Origin of the sequence: Streptomyces sp. NPDC048496, assembly GCF_043200055.1 — a bacterium.
GTDB lineage: Bacteria > Actinomycetota > Actinomycetes > Streptomycetales > Streptomycetaceae > Streptomyces.
Window position 1 is genome coordinate 48,965 of the sequence record NZ_JBICXB010000030.1, and the last position, 24,005, is coordinate 72,969.

The following is a 24,005-nucleotide window of genomic DNA, read 5'->3' on the forward strand; positions in this document are numbered from 1 at the left end:
CTTGTGAATCAAGGTGGTTGAGGATGTCGGGTGATCTGACAGAGGACCGGGTGGACGCCTGCGAGGGCGCGCCCGTGATCGGCCCGCCGCCCGCCCAGGCGGTGGCGGAGCTCGGCTGGGGCATGTGGGCGAGCGCCGTGGTGCAGGCGGCGGCCCAGCTGCGGCTCGCGGACGCGGTCGGCGACGAGCCGGCCGCGGTCGAGGAGATCGCCGCCGCCGTCGGCGCGGACGTCCCCGCGCTGACCCGGCTGATGCGGGCCCTGGTGGGCTTCCGCATCTTCCGCCAGGCCGCACCCGGGCGTTACGCCCACACCGAGATGTCGCGGGCGATGCGCTCGGACGCGCCGGGCTCGGTGACGGACATCATGCTGACCGGCTCGCACTGGGGCTGGGAGATGTGGGGCAAGCTCGCCGAGAGCGTCCGCTCGGGCCATTGCGCCTTCCAGGAGACGTACGGCAAGGACCTGTTCACGTACTTCCACGAGGACGACAACGCGGCCGGCGAGACCTGCCTGAAGGGGTACGCGGCGCAGTCCCGGGCCATGAACCCGGGCGTGGTCGCGGCCCTCGACCTGGCGGGCGCGGACACCCTGTGCGACGTCGGTGGCGGCCACGGCAGCCTGCTGAAGTCGCTACTCGAAGGGAATCCGGACGTCAAGGGTGTGCTGTTCGACCGGCCGCACGCCATCTCGGCGGCGCTGCCCGAGCTGCGTGAGGGCCCGCTGGCCGAGCGGACCGAGCTGGTGACGGGCGACTGCTTCCAGGGCGTGCCGGAGGCGGACGTGTACGTCATCCGCCAGGTGCTGCACATGTGGGACGACGACGCCTGCCACACGGTGCTGACCAACTGCCTCAAGGCGGGCCGCCCGGGCGGCCGTGTGGTGCTCCTGGAGCAGCTGGTGGCCGACCCACCAGAGACGCCCTGGGACGCCCTGATGGACCTTCACATGCTGCTGGTCATGGGCGGGTGGGAGCGTACGGCCGAGGAGTACGGGGCGATGTTCGAGCGCGCCGGCTTCGAGTTCGCCGGAGTGGTGCCGAGCGGCACGCCGCTGCGTCTGGTGATCGGCCGAATACCCGGGTGACGGGGTGGCGGCTGGTGCGTACGCTCGTTACACACCAGCCCGCACCCCAGCCCGCACCAGGACCTGCCTCAGCCCCTGCCGGGGCCTCACTTGGCGGCGGCCGCCCGCTTGGCGCCCTTGGCGGCGTTCTTGCCGGCCCGGAGCTTCACCGCCTCCTCGTGGGTGATCGGCGCGGCGGACCGGACGAAGTCAAGCACCGTCTCCAGCTCGCTCTCGGTGAACCGCTCGCACAGTTCGGCAAGAGAGCTGCCGAGCGATTCGAACAGTGGGAAGACCTTCGCCTCCAGGTTGGGCATCGGCGTGACGAGGACACGCCGACGGTCCTTCGGATCCCGATCGCGACGGACGTGGCCGGCCGCCTCCAGGCGGTCGATGACCCCGGTGATGGCGCCGGTGGTCACCCCGTTCTCCTCGGCCAGCTGCCCGGCCGCCATCGGGCCGCGGGCCACCAGCGCCCCGAGACAGTTCAGGTCAAGGACGCTCAGTCCCAGCCGGTCGGCGACCGCCTGGTGGAAGAGCACCGATTGGCTCACCAGAGCACGCAGCTGCTGATCCACGGCCGCGGCCAGTTGTGCACGTTCCGCACGTTCCGCGCTTGACATACGTCCCGTCCTTACAGTTACCTTGCATCATCATTATCTCAGCAACTGAGATAATGAGTTGAGAAGACTCCCGCCTGGTAAGCATCCGAGTTGCTGATTGTCTTGGTCAGTCTAGATCAAAGAGAGGTGCACCATGTCCAACCCGTCCGCGGCGGCCCCGCCCGTCGAGGGGGACCCGAAGCGCAAGGTCGCACTGATCGTGGTGCTCTTCGCCGCGTTCATGGACCTGCTCGACTCCACGATCGTCAACGTCGCCATCCCGTCGATCCAGACCGACCTCACCACCGGATACGCCACCGTGCAGTGGGTGGTCGCCGGCTACCTGCTCTCCTTCGCCGTCCTGCTGATCCTCGGCGGCCGGCTCGGTGACATGTACGGCCGCAAGAAGCTCTTCCTGACAGGCGTCGCGGGCTTCACCGTCGCCTCCGCGCTGTGCGGCTTCGCCGGCGGTCCGGAGATGCTGGTCGGCGCCCGGGTGCTCCAGGGCGCCATGGCCGCGCTCATGGTGCCGCAGGTGCTGTCCATCATCACCGCCGCCTTCCCGCCCAAGGAGCGCGGCGCCGCCCTCGGCGCCTTCGGCGGCGTGGCCGGTCTCGCCACCGTCGGCGGCCCGATCATCGGCGCCCTGCTCATCGACGCCGACCTGTTCGGCCAGGGTTGGCGCATGGTCTTCCTGATCAACCTTCCGGTCGGCATCCTGCTGTTCCTCGCGGCCTCCGCCGTCATCCGCGAGTCGCGCTCCTCCGAGTCGATCAAGCTGGACGTCGTGGGCACCGCCCTGCTCACCGTCGGGCTCCTGCTGCTGCTCGTCCCGCTCGTCCAGGGCCGCGAGCTCGGCTGGCCGCTGTGGTCCTTCGTCGCCATGATCGCCTCGGTGCCGGTGCTCGCGATCTTCTGGGCGTACCAGCGGCGCCTCGGCGACCAGGGCCGCCCCGGCCTGATCGTGCCCTCCATGTTCCGCAGCCGCTCCTTCACCGCCGGCATCGTCGCCAACACGGTGTTCTTCGCGGTCACCATCGGCCACTTCCTGATCTTCATCCTCTTCCTGCAGAACGGCCTCGGCTTCTCCGTCCTGCGGGCCGGCCTCACCGGAGTGCCCTGGTCCTTCGGCGTCAGCTTCGGCGCGGCCCTCTCCGCCACCGTCCTCACCGCCAAGCTGGGCCGCAAGGTCATGGTGATCGGCGCGGTCCTGCTCGCCACCGGCCTCGCCGGAATCTCCCTCACCATCCAGCTGCGCGGCGCCGAGATCGGCTCCTGGTCGCTGCTCCCGGCGCTCCTCGTCGGCGGCCTCGGCATGGGCATGATCATCGCGCCGATCCTGGACTTCATCCTGACCGACGTCCCGCCGGAGCACGCCGGCGCCGGATCCGGCGTGGTCAACGCCTTCCAGCAGGTCGGCGGAGCCCTCGGCATCGCGATCATCGGCGCGCTCTTCATCGGCTTCCTCGGCGGCTCCGCCGACACCGCCGCCAAGGACGCAGGCGGTCAGTTGCGCACCGCGCTCGTCCAGACCCACGTCTCCCCGGACCAGCAGGCCCGGCTCACCGACGCCTTCCAGACCTGCTTCACCGAGCGCACCAAGTCCAAGGACCCGACCGTCGAGCCCGCCAGCTGCGCCCCGCTGACCCAGGTCACCGACCCGCAGGCCGGCGCCGCCATCGGCGCCGCCGCACAGGACGCCCGCCGGGAGGTCTTCTCCACCACCCTGCAGCGCACCATCTTCGCCCAGATCGGCCTGACCGCCCTGGTCCTGCTCCTGGTGCTGCTCCTGCCCAGGCAGGCCAAGCACCACGACGAGGCCGGGGAGGAGACCGCAGAGCCCGGCACCGAGCCCGCCGGACCCGGCGTCGCCGAGCCCAGTACCGCCTGAGCACAACCCGTACGACCTGAGTACCGCCCGTACCGCCTGAGCAAAACCCACCGCCCGGACGGCCGCGACCCCTCGACGGCCGTCCGGACGGACCCGGCCCTCCGGCCCACCGGCCCGCTGTTCCCACCGGGCCCGGGCCGGGTGGTCCACCGGCACCACCGTCCCGCCTGACCGATCGTCCCGAACGGAGAGGTACCCATGACACCCGCTCCCACCGAGCAGACGCCCGTTCTCATCGTCGGCGGCGCCGTGGTCGGCCTTTCGACCGCGCTGTTCCTGGCCCGCCGGGGCATCCGCCCGCTGCTCGTCGAGCGCCACCCCGGCGCCCTGGGCCACCCGCGCGCCCGGGTCATCAACCCCCGCACCGTCGAGGTCTTCCGGGCCGCCGGCCTGGAGGAGGAGATCTTCGCGGACCGCTCCCTCACCTCCGAGCTCAGCGAGAAGCTGATGGTCCGCGCCGAGACCCTGGCCGGCCCGGAGATCTTCTCCGCGCCCATGCAGGACGAGGCACCCGAGCTCACCTCCGAGGTCACGCCCTGCACCTGGTGCTCCATCGACCAGGACCGCCTTGAGCGCATCGTCGCCCGCCGCGCCACCGAACTGGGCGCGGAACTGCGCTGGTCCACCGAACTCGTCGGCTTCGAGCAGGACGAGGACGGCGTCACCGCGACCCTCCGCGACACCGCCACCGGCGCCGAGTCCACCGTACGCACGCAGTACCTGATCGGCGCCGACGGCGTGCGCAGCGCCGTCCGTGAGACCGCCGGCATCGCCGTCGAGGGCCCCGGCACCCTGATCCACACCGTCAGCGTGGTCTTCAAGGCCGACCTCACCGAGCCGCTGCGCGGCCGAGACCTGGGCCTCGGCTACTTCGACCAGCCCGACACCGGCACGCTGCTCATGCCGCTCGACGGCTCCCGCTGGGTCTTCTACACCCCCTACCACCCCGAGCGCGGCGAACGCCTCGAGGACTTCGACGAGGCCCGCTGCATCGAGGCGATCCGCGCCGCGATCGGCATGCCCGACCTCGCCGTCGAGGGCCTGGAGGTGCAGGTCGAGAAGACCGGGCAGAAGATCCTCGGCTTCGAAATCTCCGCCGGGCTCGCCGAGCGCTACCGCGAGGGCCGGGTCCTCCTGGTCGGCGACGCCGCCCACACCATGCCGCCCACCGGCGCCTTCGGCGCCGCGACCGGCGTCCAGGACGCGGACAACCTCGCCTGGAAGCTCGCCGCCGTCCTGCACCGCACGGCCGGACCCGCCCTGCTCGACTCGTACGAGGCCGAGCGCCGCCCCGTCGCCCGCTTCACCATCGACTACGCGCTCGCCGAGCTCCAGGAGCGCTCGCACGACCAGGGCGACGACGGCCGGCCGAGCTACGCGGCCGCCATCCTCGGCCAGCTCTACCCGGGCGGCGCCCTGCTCCCGGAGAGCGGCGACGGCGCCGAGGCCGGATCCGAGGCCGGGGCGGAGCTGCCGCCCGCGCTCGACCCGCGCGTGCTCGGCCGGCCCGGCACCCGCGCCCCGCACACCACCGTGCGCTGCCGCGGCAAGGAACTGTCGACCCTCGACCTGTTCGGCGAGGCGCCGGTGCTCCTCACCGGCCCCGAGGGCAGCGGCTGGGAGCACGCCGCGGGACCGGCCGCGCAGCGGCTCGGCATCGACCTCGACGTGTACCGGATCGGCGGCGAGTTCGTCGCCGACCCGGCGGGGGACTGGGCCTCCCGTTACGGGGTGGACGCCGACGGCGCGGTGCTCGTGCGCCCCGACGGCTTCGTGGCCTGGCGCTCGGCCGGCGCCGCCGACGAGCCGCAGGCCCGGCTCGAAGAGGTCCTGGCGCAGGTCCTCGACCGCGCCCCGCACGCCTGAGCAGTACCGCCCGACCCGTAGCAGCACCAGCAACAAGAGCACGAACAGCACCAGCACCAGCAGCAACGCACAGCACGCACAGCACGCACAGCACGAACGGAAGGAATGACCGATGACCACTCAGGAGAAGACCTTCAGCAACCCGCTCGGCGCGGCCACCACCAAACTGCTCAAGTTCGTCGGCGGCGCGTCCGAACTCACGCTGGCCGCCGAGCCCAAGGACAGCGACCACCTCTACCAGGGCAGCTTCTCCGGTCTCGTACCGGAGATCGACACCACCGGGGGCGTCGTCACCGTCCGCTACCCGCGCCGGCTGCACCCGTTCTCCGCCCGCCGCCACGGCGGCAGCCTCACCCTCCACCCCACCGTGGCCTGGGCGATCGAGGTCGACGGCGGCACCGGACGGCTGACCGCCGACCTCTCCGGCCTGGTCCTCACCCGACTCGACCTCGGCAGCGGCGCCAGCCATGTCTCCGTCTCGCTGCCCCGGCCGCGCGGCACCGTGCACATCCGGGTCGCCGGCGGCGTCAGCAACGTCAGCCTGCGCCGTCCCCAGGACGTCGCCGCCCGGATCGCCGTCCGGGGCGGCGTCTCCCAGCTGACCTTCGACTCCCAGCACCTCGGCGCCGCGGGCGGCGGGGCCACCTTCGCCGGACCGACCTACGAAACCTCCGAGGACCGCTACGACATCGAGGTGCTCGGCGGAGCCAGCGCTCTGACCGTCGACCGGGCCTGACCACCACCCCACCCGTCGAGGGACCTGCCCGAGGGCCGTGAGCGCCCCGGGCACGTCTCACTGATCGGAGCAAGGAATGTATCTCGCCATCTCCATTTTCGACTTCATCGTCTCGCTGGTGCTCTTCCCGGTCTGGCTGCTGGCCGCGCTCACCGTCCGGCGGCTCGCCACCCGCCCGGACACCCGGCGGCTGCGCCGCGGAGCCCGTATCGCCGTCGTCCTCACCGTGCTCGGTTTACTGCTCGCCGCCGGGCGGCTCCTCACCTTCTCCCAGATGGCTGGCATCAACTGGGCACTGGTCGGTGACCGGCGCGTCATCACCACCTTGCTGCTGCTCCTGCCCGGAGTGCTCGCCACGCTGGTGCTCAGCCTCCCGAAGGTGTGGTCGGCGGCCCGCCGCAGCGGCCCCGAGGAGCCCATCGCCCTGGTCGCGCCGCGGATCACCGTCCCGCCGCAGCTGGCGGCCTTCGACGCACTCGGCGGCTTCTTCGAGAAGTTCCTGCCGCCGGACCGCTCCGCCGCCCTCAACTACCCGGTCTACGGGCTGATCCTGATCGCCGGCGCCTGCTGGCTGGTGTTCCGGGCCCGCCGCCGGGCGGACCGGCTGACCGGCCGTACCACCGCCCCGCAGCGCACCCGCGGCCGGCGGGTCGCGGTACGGCTCGGCACGACCATCGTGATCCTCGGCGTGCTCGGCACCCTGGTCACCCTCGAAGCCCAGCGCAGCCGCTTCCCCGACACCTTCTCCATGATGAAGGGCACGATGGACTACGGCGGCGGCACCACCTTCGCCGCCGACCACGAAGGCCACGGGGGCCACGAGGCACACGGCGGACACGACGGCGCCTCGGCCACGACCACCAACGCCCTCGGCACCACGGGCCACAGCACAGGAAACACGGCCGGCACGGCCGCCGCCAAGGCCCTCGGCGTCGACACGCTCAAGGGCCCCAGGGCTGGCACTCCGGACCGCCGGTTCACCCTCACCGCGCAGGAGGCCACGATCAAGCTGGCCTCGGGCCGTACGGTCGACGCCTGGACGTTCAACGGCCAGATCCCCGGCCCCGAACTGCGCATGAAGCAGGGCGAGCTCGTCGAGATCACCCTGGTCAACAAGCTCAAGGACACCCCCGTCAGCACCCACTGGCACGGCCTCGACGTCCCCAACGGCGAGGACGGCGTCGCCGGCGTCACCCAGGACGCCGTGCCGCCCGGCGGCACCTACACCTACCGGTTCCAGGTCAAGGAACGCGGCACCTTCTGGTACCACTCGCACCAGTCGTCCTCCGAGCAAGTGCAGCGCGGCCTGTTCGGCCCGATGATCATCGACCCGGCCCAGCAGACTCGCCCGGTCGACCAGGACGTCACCGTCCAGGCCCACACCTGGGACACCTCCCAGGGCTCCACGCTCGCCCTCGGCACCTCCGACACCCTGGACCACCGCACCGCGCGCCCCGGCCAGAAGATGCGCCTGCGGCTCGTCAACAGCGACATCCTGACAAGGACGTTCAGCCTGACCGGCGTCCCGTACACGATCACCGCCATCGACGGCATGGACATCAACGAGCCCGATGAGCTGACCGGCCGGCGCCTGGTGATCGCCGGCGCCGGACGCCTCGACATCGAGTTCACCATGCCGAACACCCCGGTCCGGCTCGCCTCCGAGGACGCCAAGGCCGCGGGCATCGCCTTCTCCGCCGACGGCAAGGGCACCCTCGAACCGCGCTTCGACGGCCCGGAGTTCGACAAGGCGTCGTACGGCAAGCCGACGGCCCAGCCGTTCGACGCGCGCAGCACGTTCGACCGCACCTTCGACCTGACCCTCGACGAGTGGCTCGGCTTCTACAACGGCGGATTCGCGCTGCGCCAGACCATCAACGGCAAGGTCTTCCCGGACGCCCCGATGCTCATGGTCAAGGAGGGCGAGACGATCCGCGTCCGCTTCCTCAACCGCGGCCAGGAAGACCACCCGATGCACCTGCACGGCCACCATGTGCTGGTGCTCAGCCACAACGGCAAGCCGCTGACCGGCAGCCCGATCTGGCAGGACACCGTCCTGGTCCGCCCGGGCGAGGCCTGGGAGGTCGCCTTCAAGGCCGACAACCCGGGCATCTGGATGGACCACTGCCACAACTTCACCCACGCCCAGCTCGGCATGGTTATGCACGTCGCGTACGAGAACGTCACCACCCCGTACACGGTCGGCGGCAAGAACGGCAACCGCCCGGACTGACGGGAACCGCCCCGTGGGAGGCCGGCCCATCCTGCCGGCCTCCCCCTCGCCGTACACCGACTCCGAGAGGCAACCCCGTGGACGACGTGCTGGTCCTCGCACGCCTACAGTTCGCCATCACGGCCATCGCGCACTACCTCTTCGTCGCCCTCACCCTGGGCCTCGTCACCCACCTCGTGGTGATGCAGACCCGCTGGGCCGTCACCGGCAAGGACGAACACCGACGGCAGGCCCGCTTCTGGGGCCGGCTCTACCTCGTCAACTACGCCCTCGGCATCGGCACGGGCATCGTGATGGAGTTCCAGTTCGGCCTGGTGTGGAGCGGACTCACCCACTACACCGGGAATGTCTTCGGCGCCCCGCTCGCCATCGAGACCCTGGTCGCCTTCTTCGCCGAGTCCACCCTGCTCGGACTGTGGATCTTCGGCTGGGACCGGATGGGCCGCGTGCTCCACACCGTCGTCCTGTGGCTGCTCGCGCTCACCGCCTGGTCCTCGGTCTACTTCGTCCTCGCCGCCAACGGCTTCCTCAACCACCCGGTGGGGTACGAGATCGTGGGCGGCGAGGTCCGGCTCACCGACTTCACCGCCCTGCTCACCAACACCAACGCCCTGTCGGCGGCCGCGCACATCGCCTCCGGCGCGATGGTCACCGGCTCCTTCTTCGTCGTCGCCGTCAGCGCCTGGCACCTGCGCCGGCGCACCGGCCACGAGGAGTTCTTCTGGTCCTCGATGAAACTGGCCCTGCCGCTCGCCCCGGTCTTCGTCGCGCTGACGGCCGCGCTCGGCGGCTGGCAGATCGGCTTCTCCGTCGAGCAGACACCCACCAAGTACGGCGAGCGGTCGCCCGAGACCGCGGGCCTGATCCGCGACTTCACCGCGCGCTTCGGTCCCGACACCTACCTGCCGCCCGGGATCAGCCGGACCGCGGAGGTCCTCATGGTCATGGGGGCGCTGTTCATGGGCGCCCTCGCGATCCTCGGCGTGCTGTTCCTGGCCAAGCGGAATCTGATGCGCCGCAAGGTGCTGCTCTGGCTGCTCACCGCCGCACTCGTCCTGCCGTACCTCTCCAACGTCTCCGGCTGGGTCTTCCGCGAAGTGGGCCGCCAGCCCTGGGCCGTCTACGGCGTCCTGAAGACCAAGGACGCGACCACGCAGGGCCTCACCGCCGGCACCGTCCTCGCCTCGCTGCTCGTCTTCGGCAGCCTCGTCGCCGTCCTGGTGCTCGTCGACTGGGCGCTGCTGCTGCGCCTCGCGCGGCGCGGCCCGGACGACAACCCCGCAGATCTTTCGGGCCGTTCGGACGACCCCGAGGGGTGGGCCGCGGCCGCCGGACTCCCGCGCCCGAGCAGCGACGCCCCGTCCACCGTACGTACCTTCTGACCGCGCCCACCGCGCTCCCACCGCGCAGACCGTTTCTGGAGTCTCTTGTGTGGCACACCCTCTGGTACGCGCTCCTGGGGCTGCTCCTGGCCGGCTACCTCGCCCTGGACGGCATCACCCTCGGCACCGGCATCGTCGGCCGGTGGCTCGCCCGTGACGACGCCGAGCGGCACACCGTCGCCGCCGCCACCGGCCCCTTCTTCCTCGGCAACGAGGTCTGGCTGGTCGCGGCCGCCGGCATCACCCTCGGCGGCTTCCCCGGCCTGGAGTCCAGCGTCCTCAGCGGGATGTACCCGCTCGTCGTCGCAGGCGTCGCCGCGGTCCTGGTGCGGGAGGCCGCGATGCAGTTCCGCCGCCGGGTGCCCGGCGCCCGCTGGCGGGGCTTCTGGGACGCCGTGTTCCTGCTCACCTGCGTCCTGATCGCACTGACCTGGGGCACGCTCGGCGGCGCCCTGCTCGGCGCGCTGCCGCTGCAGGGCGGGCACCTCGCCCTCGACCCGGGCCTGCTCCTGCGCCCCCTACCGGTCCTGTCGGCACTGACCGCGGTCGCCGTGTTCACCCTGCACGCCACGGTGTTCCTCGCGGTCCGCACCGAGGGCGGGCTCGCCGCGCGCGCCACGCGCACCGCCGGCCGGCTCGCGCTCGTCGCGGCGGGCCTCGCCGTGCTCACGGCGGTGGCCGCCGTCGCCGACGGCACCGCCCGCGCCGGACTGCTCAGGCCCGTACCCGCGGCCGTGCTCCTCCTGGCCGCCGTCGCCGCCCTGCTGCTCGCCCCGCGGCTCGCGGCCCGCGGCCGCGCCTCGGCACCGCTCGTCAGCGGCCTCGCCGCGCTCGCACCGGTGCCGCTCCTTGGCGCCGCCCACTACCCGCAGGCCCTGGTCAGCGGCGCAGGACCGCACGAGAACCTGTCGGTGGCCGAGGCCGCCGCCGCCCCGTCGACGCTCGCCGTCGTCGGCCCGGTGGTGCTGCTCGTGCTGCCGGTGCTGCTCGCCTTCCAGGCGATGCAGTGGTGGGCCTTCCGCGCCAAGGCGGACGACCGCTCACCGGCGTACTTCTGACCCTTGCAGGCGAGCCGGACCCGAGCGAGGTCCGAGGGCGGTCGGGTTTCCTACCGTCGAGAGGGAAACGGCTCCCGGTGTGCGTGCCGGGGCGCCCTCGGGCCGAGCTCTCAGGACGCGCTCCTTCGGGCGCCCTCGGGAAACCGCCCGAGGCAGGGCCGGCTCCCCGGGGACCGGGGTGCGGCCCGGCCCCCCTGCGCGTCGCCCGCCCCTCGATTCGCGGCGCCCGGTACCTCCCCCGGCCGGGCGCCGCGCTATTCCTCCCCCCTCGCCTCCCGACCTCCTACGGCCGCGCTCCCGAGCGATCCTCGAGCCGTCCCCGAACCGGCGCGGCCAGATTCGGCGGGCGAATGTCCGACATCCGCAGGGAGGAACCCATGGCCGCCCCGATCAGACCGCCCACCACCGGCGAGCGGATCCAGCAGACCGGCACCGTTCCCGCGGCGGGCGACGCCGGCCGCCGCACCGTACTGCCCGGCCGGCCGCGCCGGTTCACCACGCTCTTCCTCACCGACGTCTGGGAGCGGTTCAGCTTCTACGGGATGACCGCGATCCTCGTCCTGTACGCGACGGAGGACACCGCGCGCGGCGGCCTCGGCCTCGCCGCGGGCGACGCCGGCATCCTGTTCGGCGCGTACATGGCGGCCGTCTTCCTGTCCTCCCTGCCGGGCGGCTGGATCGGCGACCGCATCCTCGGCGCCCAGCGCGCCGTCCTGCACGGCGGGGTCCTCATCGCCCTCGGCCATCTGACGATGGCCGTGCCCGTCACCGGCTCCGTCTACCCCGGCCTGCTGCTCGTCGCCTGCGGCACCGGACTGCTCAAGCCCAACATGGCCGGGCTGCTCAGCGCGTTCTACGACCGCGAGGACCGCGCCGGGCGCGACGCCGGCTTCGCCCTCTTCTACATGAGCGTCCAGGTCAGCGCCCTGATCTCGCCGATTGTCGTGGGCCTGCTCGGCGAGGGCGTGAACTGGCACCTCGGCTTCGGCGTCGCCGCCCTCGGCATGGGCGCCGGACTGCTCCAGTACGCCCGCGGCATCCGGCACTTCGGGGAGGTCGGCCGTACGCCGGAGCGCGCCGCGACGCCCGCCGAACGCACCCGGGTGCTGCGCGTGGCGCTCGCCGCCGTCGCCCTGGTCGTCCTCGCGTACGGCACCGACATCGCCCTCGGCGCCTTCCGGCTGCCCCATGTCATGATCCTGGTCGGCCTGCTGGCCGTGGCGTCCCCGGCGATCTGCTTCTGGCGGCTGCTGCGCAACCCGGTCCTGACGGCCGTCGAGCGGATCCGGGTCCGTACGTACATCTGGCTGTTCCTGGTCTCGGCGGTCTTCTGGGCGCTGTTCCTGCAGGCGGGCTCCGCCTTCTCGCTGTTCGCCAAGCACGCCACCGACCGCGAGGTCTTCGGCCGCACCTTGCCCGCCAGCTGGTTCCAGTCGGCGATCCCGTTCTTCGTGCTCGTCCTCGCCCCGGTGTTCGCCTGGCTGTGGACCCGCGCGGGCGACCGCCTGTCCACCGCCGCCAAGTTCGCCCTCGGCATGGGCGCCACGGCCTCCGCCTACCTGGTGATGGCCTCCGCCGCCACCCTGGCCGCGGACAGCGGCCAGGTGTCGCCGCTCTGGCTGCTGCTCGCCTTCCTGCTGCTCGCCGCCGGCGAGGTCTCCTTCGGCCCGGTCGGCATGAGCGCCTCCACCGCCATCGCCCCGGCGACCTTCGTCAGCCAGATGGTGGGCCTGTTCTGGCTCTCGGGCGCGCTTGGCGGCGGCATCGGGGCCAACGCCCTGAAGGCCTCCGGCGACCAGGTCCCCGGCTCCGGCTTCTTCCTCGGCCTCGCCGCCGCGGCCCTTGCGACGGGCACGGTCCTCCTGCTCCTGCGCCGTCCCCTCACCCGCCGCCTCGGCGTCTGACCACTGGGCCCCGGGGTGCCCGTCCCGGGGCCCGGCATTGTCAGGTTGAGCGAGAGGCTTCCGGCTCTTGGCATGCCGGGGCCGTTCCGGGCCTGTGGGGCTCGTAAAGTCATCGCTGCAGGTGGGAGCGATATAGCGCTCTCAGCTGGAACCATGTCCGCGTGATCATCTCGATGCTGTACCGGGTGGCCCGCGGCCTGTTGTCCGTCCCCGGGGTGCTGCTGCGACGCGACACCGCCAAAGATGCGGAGTTGCTCGTGCTCCGACATGAGAACGCGGTGCTGCGCCGTCAGCTCGCCGGTCCGGTCCGCTACGAGCCCGCGGACCGGTTCTGGCTGGCGGCGCTCTCCGGCCTGATACCCCGTCGCCGCTGGCGCCAGGTCTTCCCGGTCACGCCCGGGACCCTGCTGGCCAGGCACCGCCGGTGCCTTGCGGCAAAGTGGGACTACAGCGCCCGACGCGCCCGCATCGGACGACCGCCGACCAGGGCCACGCTCAGGAGGCTGATCCTGCAGCTCGCGCGCGAAAACCCGCGGTGGGGGCACCGGCGGATCCAGGGCGAGTTGGCGCGTCTCGGTCACCCGATCGCCGCATCCACGGTCTGGGAGATCCTCCACCTGGCGGGCATTGACCCGGCCCCGCGCCGTGCCGGCCCCACCTGGCGCGAGTTCCTCACCAACCAGGCCCAGGGCATCATCGCCGTCGACTTCTTCCACCTCGACACCGTCCTCGGCATTCGCCTGTACGCACTCGCGTACCTCGAACACGGCACCCGGCACCTGCACATCACCGACGTCACGGCCCACCCCACCCGCGAGTGGGCTGTGCAGCAGGCCCGGAACCTGGCCGCTGACCTCGGTGTGCGTATGGAGTCCCTGCGCTTCCTGCTCCGTGACCGCGACGGCAAGTACGGGCAGTCCTTCGACGCCGTCTTCGAGGCCGAGGAGATCAAGATCCTTCAGAGCGCACCGCGAGCGCCTCGGATGAACGCCCACTGCGAGCGGGTGAGCGGCACCATCCGCCGTGAGGCCCTCGACCATGTCCTCATCGTGAACGAGGCCCACGCCCGGCACGTCCTGGCCGCCTACCAGCGGCACTACAACGACCACCGCCCCCACCGGGCCCGCCACCAACTCCCGCCGGGCGCCGACCTGCAACCTGTCGCCGTACACGACCTCAAAGGCCGAAGGCTCCTGCGCACCCGCATCCTCGGCGGCGTCATCAACGAGTACCGATATGCGGCTTGACCTGCAGCGACGACTTTCCGAGCCCCACAGGTGGATCGGCCACCGGCAGCCGTGGTACGCGAGGGTCACCAGCCTGTCGCGGACGAACAGGGCGTCGTACCCGGCGTCCAGCATCCCGAGCGGATGCTCCGGCCGTGCGACCGCCCCCACGTGTCGGCGGGGCATGGACGACGGTTCAGTCGGTGACGACGGCGACGGGGCACGGCGCATGGTGGAGCATCGCGTGGGGGACCGGGCCGAGCCGCCCGAACGGGCGGCGGCAGCCGACCACGAGCAGATCCGCGCCGACGGCGGCGTCCAGCAGGGCGGAGGCCTTGCCGCCCGGCACGCACGAGCGGTTCACAGGCACCCCCGCGCCGTCGTGTTCCAGCTGGTCGGCGACCGCGGTCAGCAGTGCCTCGGCCCGCTCCCGGGCGGGGCTCGGGTCCAGCAGCGCGGACAGACCGGAGAAGTCCACATCCTGCTGCCAGGCGTGGACCACGTCGAGTTCGGCCTTGCGGCAGGCGGCCTCGGCCAGCGCGAAGTCCGCGGCACGGCCGGGAAGGTGACGACTGCCGACGCCGAGGACGACCCGGCCGGTCTCCGTACGTGCCGGGCCGCGGACCACGACGACCGGGAAGTCGGCGCGGGCGGCCACCCGCAGGCTGACCGAGCCCAGCAGCAGGCCCTCGAATCCGCCGTGGCCGCGCGAGCCCAGGACCAGCATGGCGGAGCCGCGTCCCGCGCGCAGCAGGGACGGAACGGTCTCGTCCGCCAGCAGTTCGGTAATGACCGGCACACCGGGGCGGCGCAGCGAGACGCGCGTGGCCTCGGCCGCCAGCATGTCGTGCGCCGCCTCGCGCAGCCGCCCGACGAGGTCGTCGTCCGGTCCGGGACCGCAGCGCTCCCAGAGCGAGGCGCACACCAGGCGCAGAGGCACGCCCCGGCGGTCTGCCTCCTCCACCGCCCAGTCCGCGGCCCGCGCCGCACCGGCCGATCCATCGACCGCCACCACCACGTGTGTCACGTTCGTACGTCCTTCTGGTTGCCGCCTTCCGCGTCCGCGGAGGCCTTGGAGCGAGTACACCGGTCGGCGCGGAGGAACGGACAGGGCCGAACGGGCCCGTGCGGGCGGGCGGTGGTCCCACCCCGCCGCCGCAGTCGGCCCCGCAGGGGCTGTGGATCGAGACGGGCAGTCGGCTGAGCGAATCCGTTCTGCTGGGCCTGGCCGGGCTTGCCGCGCGCGGCCGGGTGCAGCGATGACCCCGTCCCCACCGGGCAGGACCTCGCACCGACGCTGCAGTGCGCCCACCCCGGCCGACCGGGGCGTGGAGGTGCGGGTCCGCTTCGTTCTGGTCCCAGGCCTGACCCACGAGACCGCCGGCACCGAAGGCGTCGCCTCCTTCGCGGCGACCCCGGGAAACGCCAGCCGCGCCGGCATCCTCCCGTTCCACAGGCTCGACGCCGCCAAGTGGACAGCACCGGGCAAGGAGTTGCCGCTCTGCGAGACCCCCCTCGCCCACCGCGGAGCAGTTGGACGTGCATGCCGGGTCCTCGCGGCCCACGGCCTGCGAGGCGTCCGAGCCGTCGCGTTCGGACCGTCGCGACCATCTCCGGCCGGGGGTGCTCGCGGCGGTCTCGGTCATCTGTGCCGCGATGCCGCTACGCGGCGGGTGTGATCAGTCCGTAGTGGCCGTCGTACCGGTGGTACAGGACGTGTCCGCGCCCGGTGGCGCTGTCGAGGAAGAAGACGAACGGCAGCCTGGTGAGGGCCAGTCGCTCGGTTGCCTCCCGCACACTGATCTCGGGCGCCGGGACCTCGCTCACCGTCAGATGCGGTGCTGCCTGGGGCTCGGCAGTGGCTTTACCGGCTGTCGCCATGCGGTGGTAGCCGGTGCGCGGGTCGCGGTAGACGACGCTGTCACGGCCGGAGTCGGCGTCGGCGAAGAGATAGAAGTCGTAGTCCATCGACTCCAGGTCGAAAACGGCCTCCTCGGGGGTCTGTTGGGGCAGGCCGAATGACTTGTGCCGCACGATCTGGCGTTCCTGGGCCGGCAGCTGGCGGTGCTGCGGACGGTGCTCGTGCCCGTCGTCGTGCCACCGGTCGCCGGGCAGGCGCACCGTGTCACCGTGGTGGTCCCCCCGGTTGTGGCGGCGTGTCCTGGCCAGCCGGGCGACCAGCCGGTCACGGAGCAGATCGACGGCTTCGAACATGGTGCCCGCGGCCACATGGGCCCGCACCGGGCGCCCGTTGACGTCCACCACGGCCTGCGCGGCGGCGGGACGGCCCGACGCCGCATTGGCGGCCTGGGTGAGCTTCACTCGGGCCGCAAGGACCGGCTCGCTCAGGTGGTCAAGGGCGGCCAGCGTTTTCTCACGCGCGTAGCCGGCCGCTCCGCGTGGCACCTGACCGCGGGCCTCCACTTGGATGTCGACGGCGGGCCTGGTCTTGAGACGAGTCATCAGAGATCCTCCTTGATCGCTCCCAGGATTCCTGTCGCGGAGGCCGGCGGGCGAGGGCCGGGTGGCCCGCGTGCCTGGCTCGTGGTCCCCACCTCGTCAGCCGTATGCCGGGACCGTCTGGCCGGAGCCGAGGACCTTCGCCCCATGACCGTCACCACCCCGTCCGCGTCCAGGCGATTCACGCGCGCGAAAACGGCAGCCGGGGCGGATGGCCGCGCGAACCGGACCGGGGAACGCCCGCTGCCACGCTCCGGCCGGGGCACGACAGAGCCCAATGGCCCTGCCGCAGTGGTCGCAACGGGCCACGCACGGTGGTGCTGGCAGGGCCGCGGACGGGGACCTTCGCGACCCTGCCCGGGCCATGGCCGCGTGACAGGGTTTGAGGTGATCTCCCCGGCGAGGTGCGGAACACATCCGCCGTAACAGCAGGTCCATGCCGGACTGCGGAGATCCACCACTTCCAGTTCTTCGACTTCCTTCCCATGGGGGAGATTCATGTCGTTCCACGTCGACTCCGAGACCGGCCGCCTCAAGCAGGTCATCCTGCACCGCCCCGACCTCGAGCTGAAGCGCCTGACACCCACGAACAAGGACGAGCTGCTCTTCGACGATGTGCTCTGGGTCAAGCGGGCGCGGGAAGAGCACGATGCGTTCGCCGACGTCCTGCGGGACCGGGGCGTGCGCGTCCATCTCTTCTCCGGCCTGCTCACCGAGACCTTGGAGAATCCCGCCGCCCGGACGCTCATTCACGACCGGGTCTTCGACGAGCGGGAGTACGGCCCGCTGGCCACCGACCGCATGCGTGCCTTCTTCGACTCCCTGGGGCCGGCCGAACTCGCGGCCTGTCTCGTGGGCGGTGTCACCCGGCGCGAGCTCATGGACCGCCTGGGCCCGGTTGCGAGCGTACGGCTGCACGCCATGGATCCCGACGGCTTCGTGCTCGCGCCCCTGCCCAACCATCTGTTCACCCGCGACACCTCGTGCTGGATCTATGACGGGGTGAGCGTGAACCCCATGAAGAAGCGGGCGCGGCGCCGCGAGACCGTCCACTTCGAGGCCGTCTATCAGCACCACCCGCTCTTCGAGAAGCAGGAGTTCCACCGCTGGGCCGACGGGCAGACCGGCTACCCCTCCACCATCGAGGGCGGTGACGTGCTGGTCATCGGCAACGGCGCGGTCCTGGTGGGGATGGGGGAGCGGACCACGCCTCAGGCCGTCGAGGCGCTCGCGCTGCGCATGTTCGCCGCCGGGTCCGCCCGCCGGGTCGTGGCGATCGATCTGCCCAAATCCCGCAGCTTCATGCACCTCGACACGGTGATGACCATGGTGAGCGGTGACACCTTCACCAAGTACGCCGGTCTGGGCATGCTGCCCTCCTGCACCATTGAGCCCGGTCAGGACGGGCACAGCTTGAAGATCACCGACCATGCGCCGGAGTACATGCACCAGGCGATCGCCGACGCCCTGGGCCTGGATTCCATCAGCGTGCTCACACCGACTCAGGATGTGCGCTCCGCGGAGCGGGAGCAGTGGGATGACGGCTGCAACGTCCTGGCTGTCGAGCCGGGAGTCGTCCTCGCCTACGAGCGCAACGTCACCACCAACACCTATCTGCGCCGCAACGGCATCGAGGTCATCACCGTCCGGGGCAGCGAGCTGGGCCGGGGCCGCGGCGGTCCGCGCTGCATGAGCTGCCCCGTCGAACGCGACGCCGCCTGACCGGCACCGCCCCGGCACGCCGCCCACCCCGCCCGTCCGTCTTCCGCTCGAAGGAGAGCACCCGCCATGACCATCGACCTGCGCCACCGCTCACTGCTGAAGGAACTCGACTTCACTCCCGATGAGTTCCGCCACCTCCTGGAACTGTCCGCCCGCCTCAAGTCGGCCCACTACGAGGGCACCGAACAGCAGCGCCTGCGGGGCAGGAACATAGCCCTCGTCTTCGAGAAGACCTCCACCCGTACCCGCTGTGCCTTCGAGGTGGCCGCGCTCCATCAGGGAGCCCACGTCACGCCCCTGGATCCGACGGGCTCCCAGATCGGCCACAAGGAGTCCATCAAGGACACCGCACGGGTCCTGGGCCGTTTCTACGACGGCATCGAGTACCGGGGCCGCAGCCAGAGCACAGTGGAGGAGCTGGCCGAGTACGCGGGTGTTCCGGTGTGGAACGGCCTGACCGACGACTGGCATCCCACCCAGTCCCTCGCTGACGCGCTGACCATGCGGGAGCACACCGACAAGCCCCTGCACGAGATCTCCTTCGCCTATCTCGGCGACGCCCGCAGCAACGTGGGCAACTCCTTGCTCGTCATGGGCGCGATGCTCGGCATGGACGTCCGCATGGTCGGCCCCGAGAGCCTGCACAACACCCCCGGCGTGGTGGCGGAGGCCAAGCGGATCGCACGGTCCACCGGGGCCCGGATCACCCTCACCGAGAACGCCGACGAGGGCGTGGCGGGCGTCGACTTCGTCTACACCGACGTGTGGCTCTCCATGGGGGAGCCGAAGGAACTCTGGGACGAGCGGATCGCCCTGCTCAAGCCGTACCAGGTGACCATGGACGTGCTGAAGGCGACGGGTAACCCCCGGGTGCGGTTCATGCACTGCCTGCCGGCCTTCCACGACAGCGGCACCACCGTGGGCGCGGAGATCCTGGAGCGCACCGGGATGAACGCCCTGGAGGTCACCGACGAGGTCTTCGAGTCCCCCCACTCCGTCGTCTTCGACCAGGCGGAGAACCGGCTGCACACGATCAAGGCCGTCCTCGTCGCCACCCTCGGCGACTGACGCGCGAGAACCGCCACCCCACCCGTACAGGAGAAGTCATGCGCGTAGTCGTCGCGCTCGGCGGCAATGCCCTGCTCCGCAGGGGAGACCGGCCGGACGCCGCCGTCCAGCTCACCAACGTCCAGGCGGCCGTGGCCGCCCTGGCCCCGCTCGCCCGACAGCACGAGCTGGTGATCACCCACGGGAACGGCCCCCAGGTCGGCCTGCTCGCCCTGGAGAACGCCGCCGACACATCCCTCACCCGCCCCTACCCGTTCGATGTCCTCGGCGCGGAAACCCAGGGGATGATCGGCTACTGGCTGCTGCAGTCCCTGCAGAACGCCCTGCCCGGCAGGCAGGTGTGCGCCCTGCTCAACCAGACCCTCGTCTCCGCCGCCGACCCCGCCTTCCACGACCCCACCAAGTTCGTGGGCCCGGTCTACACACGCGAGGAAGCCGAACGCCTCGCCGCCGAACGCCACTGGACGGTCAAACAAGACGGCCCGCACTGGCGCCGGGTCGTCCCGTCCCCCGATCCGCAGCGTGTCGTCGAGACCCGGCTGATCCGACTGCTGCTCACCTCCGGCGCCGTGGCCGTCTGCGCCGGAGGCGGCGGGGTCCCCGTGGTCCGCGACGAGCACGGACGGCTCACCGGTGTCGAGGCGGTGGTGGACAAGGACCTCACCGCCGCCCTGCTCGCCGAAGCCCTCGACGCGGATGCGCTGCTGCTGCTCACCGACGTACCCCAGGTCATGCGTGGATACGGCACCCCGCAGGCGCAACCCATCGGCCGCACGACCCCCGCCCGCCTGCGGGCCGAGCACCTTCCGGCCGGTTCCATGGGGCCGAAGGCGGAAGCGGCCTGCCGGTTCGTGGAACTCACCGGCGGCCTCGCCGCCATCGGCGCCCTCGGCGACGCCCAGGCCATCCTCGGCGGCATCGCCGGCACGGTCGTCACTCCCAGCGGCCACCACCCCCAGGGCCAGGCCCTCACCGGCCCGCGCCACAACGACACCCTCGAGATCTGACATGACCACACACGCCGCCCCGGCCGCACCGGAGCCCGACACCGTGTCCGAAGCCGCGCCAACCAGGAAGAAGGGCTCGCACTTCCCCTCGGCGTTCACCGTCCTTGCGATCGTCACCCTGGTGGTCTGGGCTCTGACCTTTGTCGTCCCCGCCGGACACTACGACACCAAGGACGGTCGCCCGGTCCCCGGCAGCTACCACACCGTGGAGCTGACCACCGGCTTCTGGGGCCGTCTCAAGGACCTCTTCCTCGCTCCCGTCAACGGACTCTACGGAGTCACCGACCCGCACACCGGGCTCACCACCCCCGGCGGCAGCGGCGACTTCTTCGGCGCAGCGGGCGTGTTCCTCTTCGTGCTCGCCGTCGGCGCCTTCATCACCGTCACCCTGCGCACCGGAGCGCTGACCACGGGAGTGGCCCGCCTCGCCGAACGGCTGAGGCGCCACAGGACAGTCCTGCTCGTCGTCCTGCTCACCCTGTTCTCGCTGGGCGGCACCACCTACGGCATGGCGGAGGAAACACTCGGCTTCTACGCCCTGATGATCCCCCTGGCGCTCAAGCTCGGCTACGACCGGATGACCGGCGCGGCCGTGATCGTCGTCGGGGCCGGAATCGGCACCCTCGCCTCCACCGTCAACCCGTTCGCCACCGGAGTCGCCTCCGACAGCGCGGGCATCGGCACAGGCGACGGCATCGTGCTGCGGCTGCTGATGTGGGCCGTGCTGACCGCTCTTGCCGCGGCCTATGTGGTGCGCTACGCCAACCGCGTCCACCAGGACCCGTCCCGCTCCCTGGTCACGCCGAAGCCGGAGGACGAGGAACTGCGGACCCGGGGCGCCACCGCGAAACCCTTGACCGTGCGTCAGCGCACCGTGCTGGCGGTCTTCGCCGCAACCTTCCTCTTCATGATCTTTGCAGTGATCCCCTGGGCCGACCTGGGCGTCACCTTCCTGCCGACCCTGGGCTGGTACTTCCCCGAACTGGCGGCCCTGTTCATCGTCGCAGCCGTCGCCGTGGGCCTGTTCGCCGGGCTCGGCGAGAAGGGCACCACCGAGGCCGTCGTGGCGGGCGCCGGCGACTTCATCGGAGCAGCGATGATCATCATGCTGGCTCGCGGAGTCACCGTCATCATGAACAACGCCAGCATCACCGACACCATCCTCAACAGCCTGCACAGCGTCGTCTCCGGCACCTCGTCGGGACTGTTCGCCGTGCTGATGTTCCTGGTCAACCTCCCCCTCGCGTTCCTCGTTCCCTCGTCCTCCGGACACGCGGCCCTGGCCATGCCCGTCCTCGCCCCGCTCGCCGACTTCGCCGGCGTCAGCCGCGCCGTGGTGGTCACCGCCTACCAGTCGGCCTCCGGCTGGATCAACCTCATCACCCCGACCTCCGCCGTCGTCATGGGCGGACTGGCCCTCGCCAAGGTTCGCTATGACCGCTACCTGCGCTTCATGGCCCCGCTGATGGGCATCCTCCTGGTCGCTGTCGCGGGCTTCCTGGCCCTGGGAGCGGCGATCGGCTGAGCGCCGGGCCGACAAGGGCCGTCTCGGCGGCGTCCTGTACCACCCCGGCGATTCCGTACACCGGCGTGACCGCGAAGAGGTGCACGCCGGCGAGAGGCTCGGCCCCTCGCCGGCCGCGCGGCTACCAGCGGTCGCGAACGAACGCGATGAACGCGGTCCACGCACCACCGCCGATCACGACCACGGGGCCGTGCGGGGCGGTCTTGCTGTCGCGGACGGGGACGACGACGGCGAAGCCGTCGGCCACTTCAACGCATACGACCCCGCACGCGGATGGCGGCTCGACCGGATCCCCGGGCGGCGCATCCGCCGCATCGAGACCCCGTACGAGTCGGCCCCGGCCGCCCTGGACCTCCCGCTGTGGATCGTCCGTGACGGCGAACACCACGCCGACGGCCGGCTCCGCAGCGGTAACGGACGCCGCGCGCGATGGCCGTGTCGTCGGTCATGTTGTCGGTCGAGAAGACCGGCGCCATTGAGCATGCCCATCATCGCCTGGCGACCGCCCCCGCTGCTGGTCAGGTACAGGGTGGGCCAGAAGCGGTCGCCCTCCCGGCAGCCGGCGCACGGCAGGCCGGTGCTGGCTGTGAAGCCCGACTTGGTGCGGACCTGGGGCGCCGCGCCGGGAAGGGACGGACCCGCGTTCCAGTCGATCGTGTTCTTTTTGCCGAGCACCAGGTCCTGAGTTTCGGACGGGCCCGATGTACGCGCCACGGAAGGCGCGAGATAGTCCCTGACGGACATCTCGAAGCGGTCGATCGCGTTGTCGTCCCGCGGCCCGACCAACGTGGTGAACTGCCGTTGACTGTCCGGCTTGGGCAGCATTATTTCCTCTGTCACGGGGCCGGACTTGGTTATCCGGTTCCAGCTGAAGTGGGGAACTGCGCCAGGCTGGTCGGCGTGGAAGCGGTGATCGACGCGGTCGAGATCCTCGGACTGGACCTGGTACGGCAGGTTGCCGGGAACCCGACCGCGGGAGTTGAAGGCAAGAGCGTAGGCCTTGGACACTTCGCTGCTGCCGCCGAGTTCGACCTGGACGCCGGGCTTCGCTCCGCCCTTGATCCGCTGGATCAGCGCCGTGCCCTCGGCCGGAGGTACGGTTACGATCGGCAGCGCCGCGTACGGATCGACCGGCGGGCAGCTGTCGGGACCGTTTTTGCATTGGTACTGCCGGGACGACTCGTACTTCAGCAGGGCGACCCGATCGGTCTTGCCGGTCACCAGCACCCCGACCGCGCCCGCGGCGGCAGCCTCCGCCACTCGCTTGCGCAGTGCGGTGAAGTCGCAGGTCGTCTCGCAGATGTCGGTTGGCCTCAGCAGCACCAGCGCACCCTTGACATCGACGTTGGCAAGTTCCTCGGCCGAGCCGGTGCCCGCGTAGACGACGGGCTTACGCCCGTTGGTGGGCAGTCGGGGAATCGTCGACCGCACGAGGTTTTGCGCGGGCTTCCGACTCTGCTGCCCAATTCGTTCAGGCGGTGAGTCGGTAGTTGAGTCGTTCGAGCTGGCTGTGGCGGGTGCGGTCGAGGGGGCCGGTGGTCCAGTGGGCGTCGAGTCGGATCACGTTGAGCGCGGTGGCGGAGAAGGCGTGTTGGAGGCGGACTTTCGGCAGGCCGCGGTAGCGAGCCCGGCGGATTCCGGTGATGTCGAGAGCCTGTCGGGTAGCGGCGGCGCGTTGCCGCGCCGCCGCCCCCTAAGAACCGTGCGGGCGGGTTGGCCCCGCACACGGCTCAAGCAGGCCCTATGGCTCACTGGCAGGCAGAAGTGCGGTCCCGTTGCCGGTGGCGGCGATGAGCCGTCGTCGGCAGCGGGCGTGCAGGAGTTGGGCGGGTGGTTCGTCGCGTTTCGTTTGCGAGGGCGGCATGCGCCAGCCGTCGACCCGCGGCCCGTACCGCTCGGCGAACTCCGTCACGTCGATCTGCCCTGCCAGCCAGAGGGGGGCCGCAACCGCGAGGGCCTCCAGAGCAGCGCGCACGCTCTCGCCGGCCAGCTCCAAGCGGTTCAAGTCCCGCACCGCGCTGATCACATGGGTGGAGTCGGTGCGCTGCTTGCCCCCGGCCGCCACCAGACCGGCGTCCTTGCAGTGCTCAAGGAGCCGGTCGAAGACCACCCGCTCCATGCCGTTGTCCGCGAGCCGGGCCCTGAACTTACTGAGCACACTGGCATCGAAGCCGGTGTCGGTGAGCTCCGCCCCGAGCGCGTACTTCCAGTCGATGGCCCGCACCGCCATCGCCGCGGCCTGCCGATCGGTGAGGTCCTCG

At 71.4% G+C, this 24,005-nt stretch carries 17 protein-coding genes and 2 pseudogenes; 13 read left to right on the forward strand and 6 right to left on the reverse strand.

Translation table 11 applies throughout. From position 1 onward, the window contains the following. Positions 1-23 precede the first annotated feature (23 nt). Positions 24-1,085, forward strand: coding sequence for a methyltransferase (locus ACGFSA_RS24130; protein ID WP_393307448.1), 1,062 nt, complete (start codon positions 24-26; stop codon positions 1,083-1,085). An 86-nt stretch (positions 1,086-1,171) separates the two neighbouring features. On the opposite strand, the gene ACGFSA_RS24135 is transcribed toward ACGFSA_RS24130, so the two are convergent. Then, positions 1,172-1,687, reverse strand: coding sequence for a MarR family winged helix-turn-helix transcriptional regulator (locus ACGFSA_RS24135; RefSeq protein WP_393307450.1), 516 nt, complete (start codon positions 1,685-1,687; stop codon positions 1,172-1,174). A 133-nt stretch (positions 1,688-1,820) separates the two neighbouring features. Here ACGFSA_RS24135 and ACGFSA_RS24140 point away from each other — a divergent pair, with 133 nt between their 5' ends. From ACGFSA_RS24140 to ACGFSA_RS24175, 8 genes are all read left to right on the forward strand, one after another. After that, positions 1,821-3,557, forward strand: a complete 1,737-nt coding sequence (locus ACGFSA_RS24140) for an MFS transporter (protein WP_393307452.1) — start codon at positions 1,821-1,823, stop codon at positions 3,555-3,557. A 198-nt stretch (positions 3,558-3,755) separates the two neighbouring features. After that, the gene (locus tag ACGFSA_RS24145) at positions 3,756-5,423 is read left to right on the forward strand and encodes an FAD-dependent monooxygenase (protein WP_393307454.1); all 1,668 of its coding nucleotides are present in this window, start codon (positions 3,756-3,758) and stop codon (positions 5,421-5,423) included. 112 nt (positions 5,424-5,535) lie between these two features. Then, complete coding sequence (locus ACGFSA_RS24150; RefSeq protein ID WP_393307456.1) at positions 5,536-6,159, forward strand: hypothetical protein; 624 nt, start codon at positions 5,536-5,538, stop codon at positions 6,157-6,159. Positions 6,160-6,235: 76 nt separating this feature from the next. Continuing rightward, positions 6,236-8,392 carry a multicopper oxidase family protein gene (locus tag ACGFSA_RS24155; protein WP_393307458.1) on the forward strand — a complete coding sequence of 719 codons (2,157 nt, stop codon included), beginning with the start codon at positions 6,236-6,238 and terminating at the stop codon, positions 8,390-8,392. A gap of 77 nt (positions 8,393-8,469) precedes the next feature. Then, positions 8,470-9,774: a cytochrome ubiquinol oxidase subunit I gene (locus tag ACGFSA_RS24160; protein ID WP_393307460.1), complete on the forward strand. Its 1,305-nt coding sequence runs from the start codon at positions 8,470-8,472 to the stop codon at positions 9,772-9,774. 47 nt (positions 9,775-9,821) lie between these two features. Continuing rightward, entirely contained in the window at positions 9,822-10,832 is a 1,011-nt protein-coding gene (locus ACGFSA_RS24165) for a cytochrome d ubiquinol oxidase subunit II (protein WP_393307462.1), read from the forward strand. 377 nt (positions 10,833-11,209) lie between these two features. Further along, positions 11,210-12,736, forward strand: a complete 1,527-nt coding sequence (locus ACGFSA_RS24170) for a peptide MFS transporter (protein WP_393307464.1) — start codon at positions 11,210-11,212, stop codon at positions 12,734-12,736. Positions 12,737-12,897: 161 nt separating this feature from the next. Then, positions 12,898-13,983 (forward strand): integrase core domain-containing protein, encoded by a 1,086-nt coding sequence (locus ACGFSA_RS24175; protein WP_393307466.1) that lies wholly within the window; start codon positions 12,898-12,900, stop codon positions 13,981-13,983. A 175-nt stretch (positions 13,984-14,158) separates the two neighbouring features. On the opposite strand, the gene ACGFSA_RS24180 is transcribed toward ACGFSA_RS24175, so the two are convergent. Together ACGFSA_RS24180 and ACGFSA_RS24185 are read right to left on the reverse strand one after the other, a co-directional pair. Next, complete coding sequence (locus ACGFSA_RS24180) at positions 14,159-14,989, reverse strand: universal stress protein (RefSeq protein ID WP_393307468.1); 831 nt, start codon at positions 14,987-14,989, stop codon at positions 14,159-14,161. Positions 14,990-15,624: 635 nt separating this feature from the next. Then, positions 15,625-16,425, reverse strand: coding sequence for an HPF/RaiA family ribosome-associated protein (locus ACGFSA_RS24185; protein ID WP_393307470.1), 801 nt, complete (start codon positions 16,423-16,425; stop codon positions 15,625-15,627). A gap of 495 nt (positions 16,426-16,920) precedes the next feature. On the opposite strand from ACGFSA_RS24185, the gene ACGFSA_RS24190 reads away from it, so the two are divergent. The 4 genes from ACGFSA_RS24190 to ACGFSA_RS24205 all read left to right on the forward strand — a co-directional run bounded on the left by ACGFSA_RS24190 (position 16,921) and on the right by ACGFSA_RS24205 (position 21,744). After that, positions 16,921-18,144, forward strand: a complete 1,224-nt coding sequence (locus tag ACGFSA_RS24190) for an arginine deiminase (protein ID WP_393307472.1) — start codon at positions 16,921-16,923, stop codon at positions 18,142-18,144. Between the two features lie 66 nt (positions 18,145-18,210). Further along, positions 18,211-19,212, forward strand: coding sequence for an ornithine carbamoyltransferase (argF, locus tag ACGFSA_RS24195; RefSeq protein WP_393307474.1), 1,002 nt, complete (start codon positions 18,211-18,213; stop codon positions 19,210-19,212). Between the two features lie 38 nt (positions 19,213-19,250). Continuing rightward, positions 19,251-20,219, forward strand: coding sequence for a carbamate kinase (locus ACGFSA_RS24200; protein WP_393307476.1), 969 nt, complete (start codon positions 19,251-19,253; stop codon positions 20,217-20,219). Position 20,220: 1 nt separating this feature from the next. Beyond that, on the forward strand, positions 20,221-21,744 hold the full coding sequence (locus ACGFSA_RS24205) for a YfcC family protein (protein ID WP_393307478.1): 1,524 nt from the start codon (positions 20,221-20,223) through the stop codon (positions 21,742-21,744). 121 nt (positions 21,745-21,865) lie between these two features. On the opposite strand, the gene ACGFSA_RS24210 is transcribed toward ACGFSA_RS24205, so the two are convergent. The 3 genes and pseudogenes from ACGFSA_RS24210 to ACGFSA_RS24220 form a co-directional block, all read right to left on the reverse strand. Then, entirely contained in the window at positions 21,866-22,132 is a 267-nt protein-coding gene (locus ACGFSA_RS24210) for a DUF397 domain-containing protein (RefSeq protein WP_393307480.1), read from the reverse strand. 785 nt (positions 22,133-22,917) lie between these two features. Next, a pseudogene (locus ACGFSA_RS24215) lies at positions 22,918-23,175 on the reverse strand (PA domain-containing protein); the annotation flags it as partial. A 310-nt stretch (positions 23,176-23,485) separates the two neighbouring features. Further along, a pseudogene (locus ACGFSA_RS24220) lies at positions 23,486-23,992 on the reverse strand (transposase); the annotation flags it as partial. Between the last annotated feature and the right edge of the window lie 13 nt (positions 23,993-24,005).

Excerpts from the sequence above, each read along its gene's own strand:
- ACGFSA_RS24130 (WP_393307448.1), top strand. The coding sequence starts at position 24 with ATGTCGGGTGATCTGACAGAGGACCGGGTGGACGCCTGCGAGGGCGCG.
- ACGFSA_RS24135 (WP_393307450.1), bottom strand. The coding sequence starts at position 1,687 with ATGTCAAGCGCGGAACGTGCGGAACGTGCACAACTGGCCGCGGCCGTG.
- ACGFSA_RS24140 (WP_393307452.1), top strand. The coding sequence starts at position 1,821 with ATGTCCAACCCGTCCGCGGCGGCCCCGCCCGTCGAGGGGGACCCGAAG.
- ACGFSA_RS24145 (WP_393307454.1), top strand. The coding sequence starts at position 3,756 with ATGACACCCGCTCCCACCGAGCAGACGCCCGTTCTCATCGTCGGCGGC.
- ACGFSA_RS24150 (WP_393307456.1), top strand. The coding sequence starts at position 5,536 with ATGACCACTCAGGAGAAGACCTTCAGCAACCCGCTCGGCGCGGCCACC.
- ACGFSA_RS24155 (WP_393307458.1), top strand. The coding sequence starts at position 6,236 with ATGTATCTCGCCATCTCCATTTTCGACTTCATCGTCTCGCTGGTGCTC.
- ACGFSA_RS24170 (WP_393307464.1), top strand. The coding sequence starts at position 11,210 with ATGGCCGCCCCGATCAGACCGCCCACCACCGGCGAGCGGATCCAGCAG.
- ACGFSA_RS24185 (WP_393307470.1), bottom strand. The coding sequence starts at position 16,425 with ATGACTCGTCTCAAGACCAGGCCCGCCGTCGACATCCAAGTGGAGGCC.
- ACGFSA_RS24190 (WP_393307472.1), top strand. The coding sequence starts at position 16,921 with ATGTCGTTCCACGTCGACTCCGAGACCGGCCGCCTCAAGCAGGTCATC.
- argF (WP_393307474.1), top strand. The coding sequence starts at position 18,211 with ATGACCATCGACCTGCGCCACCGCTCACTGCTGAAGGAACTCGACTTC.
- ACGFSA_RS24200 (WP_393307476.1), top strand. The coding sequence starts at position 19,251 with ATGCGCGTAGTCGTCGCGCTCGGCGGCAATGCCCTGCTCCGCAGGGGA.
- ACGFSA_RS24205 (WP_393307478.1), top strand. The coding sequence starts at position 20,221 with ATGACCACACACGCCGCCCCGGCCGCACCGGAGCCCGACACCGTGTCC.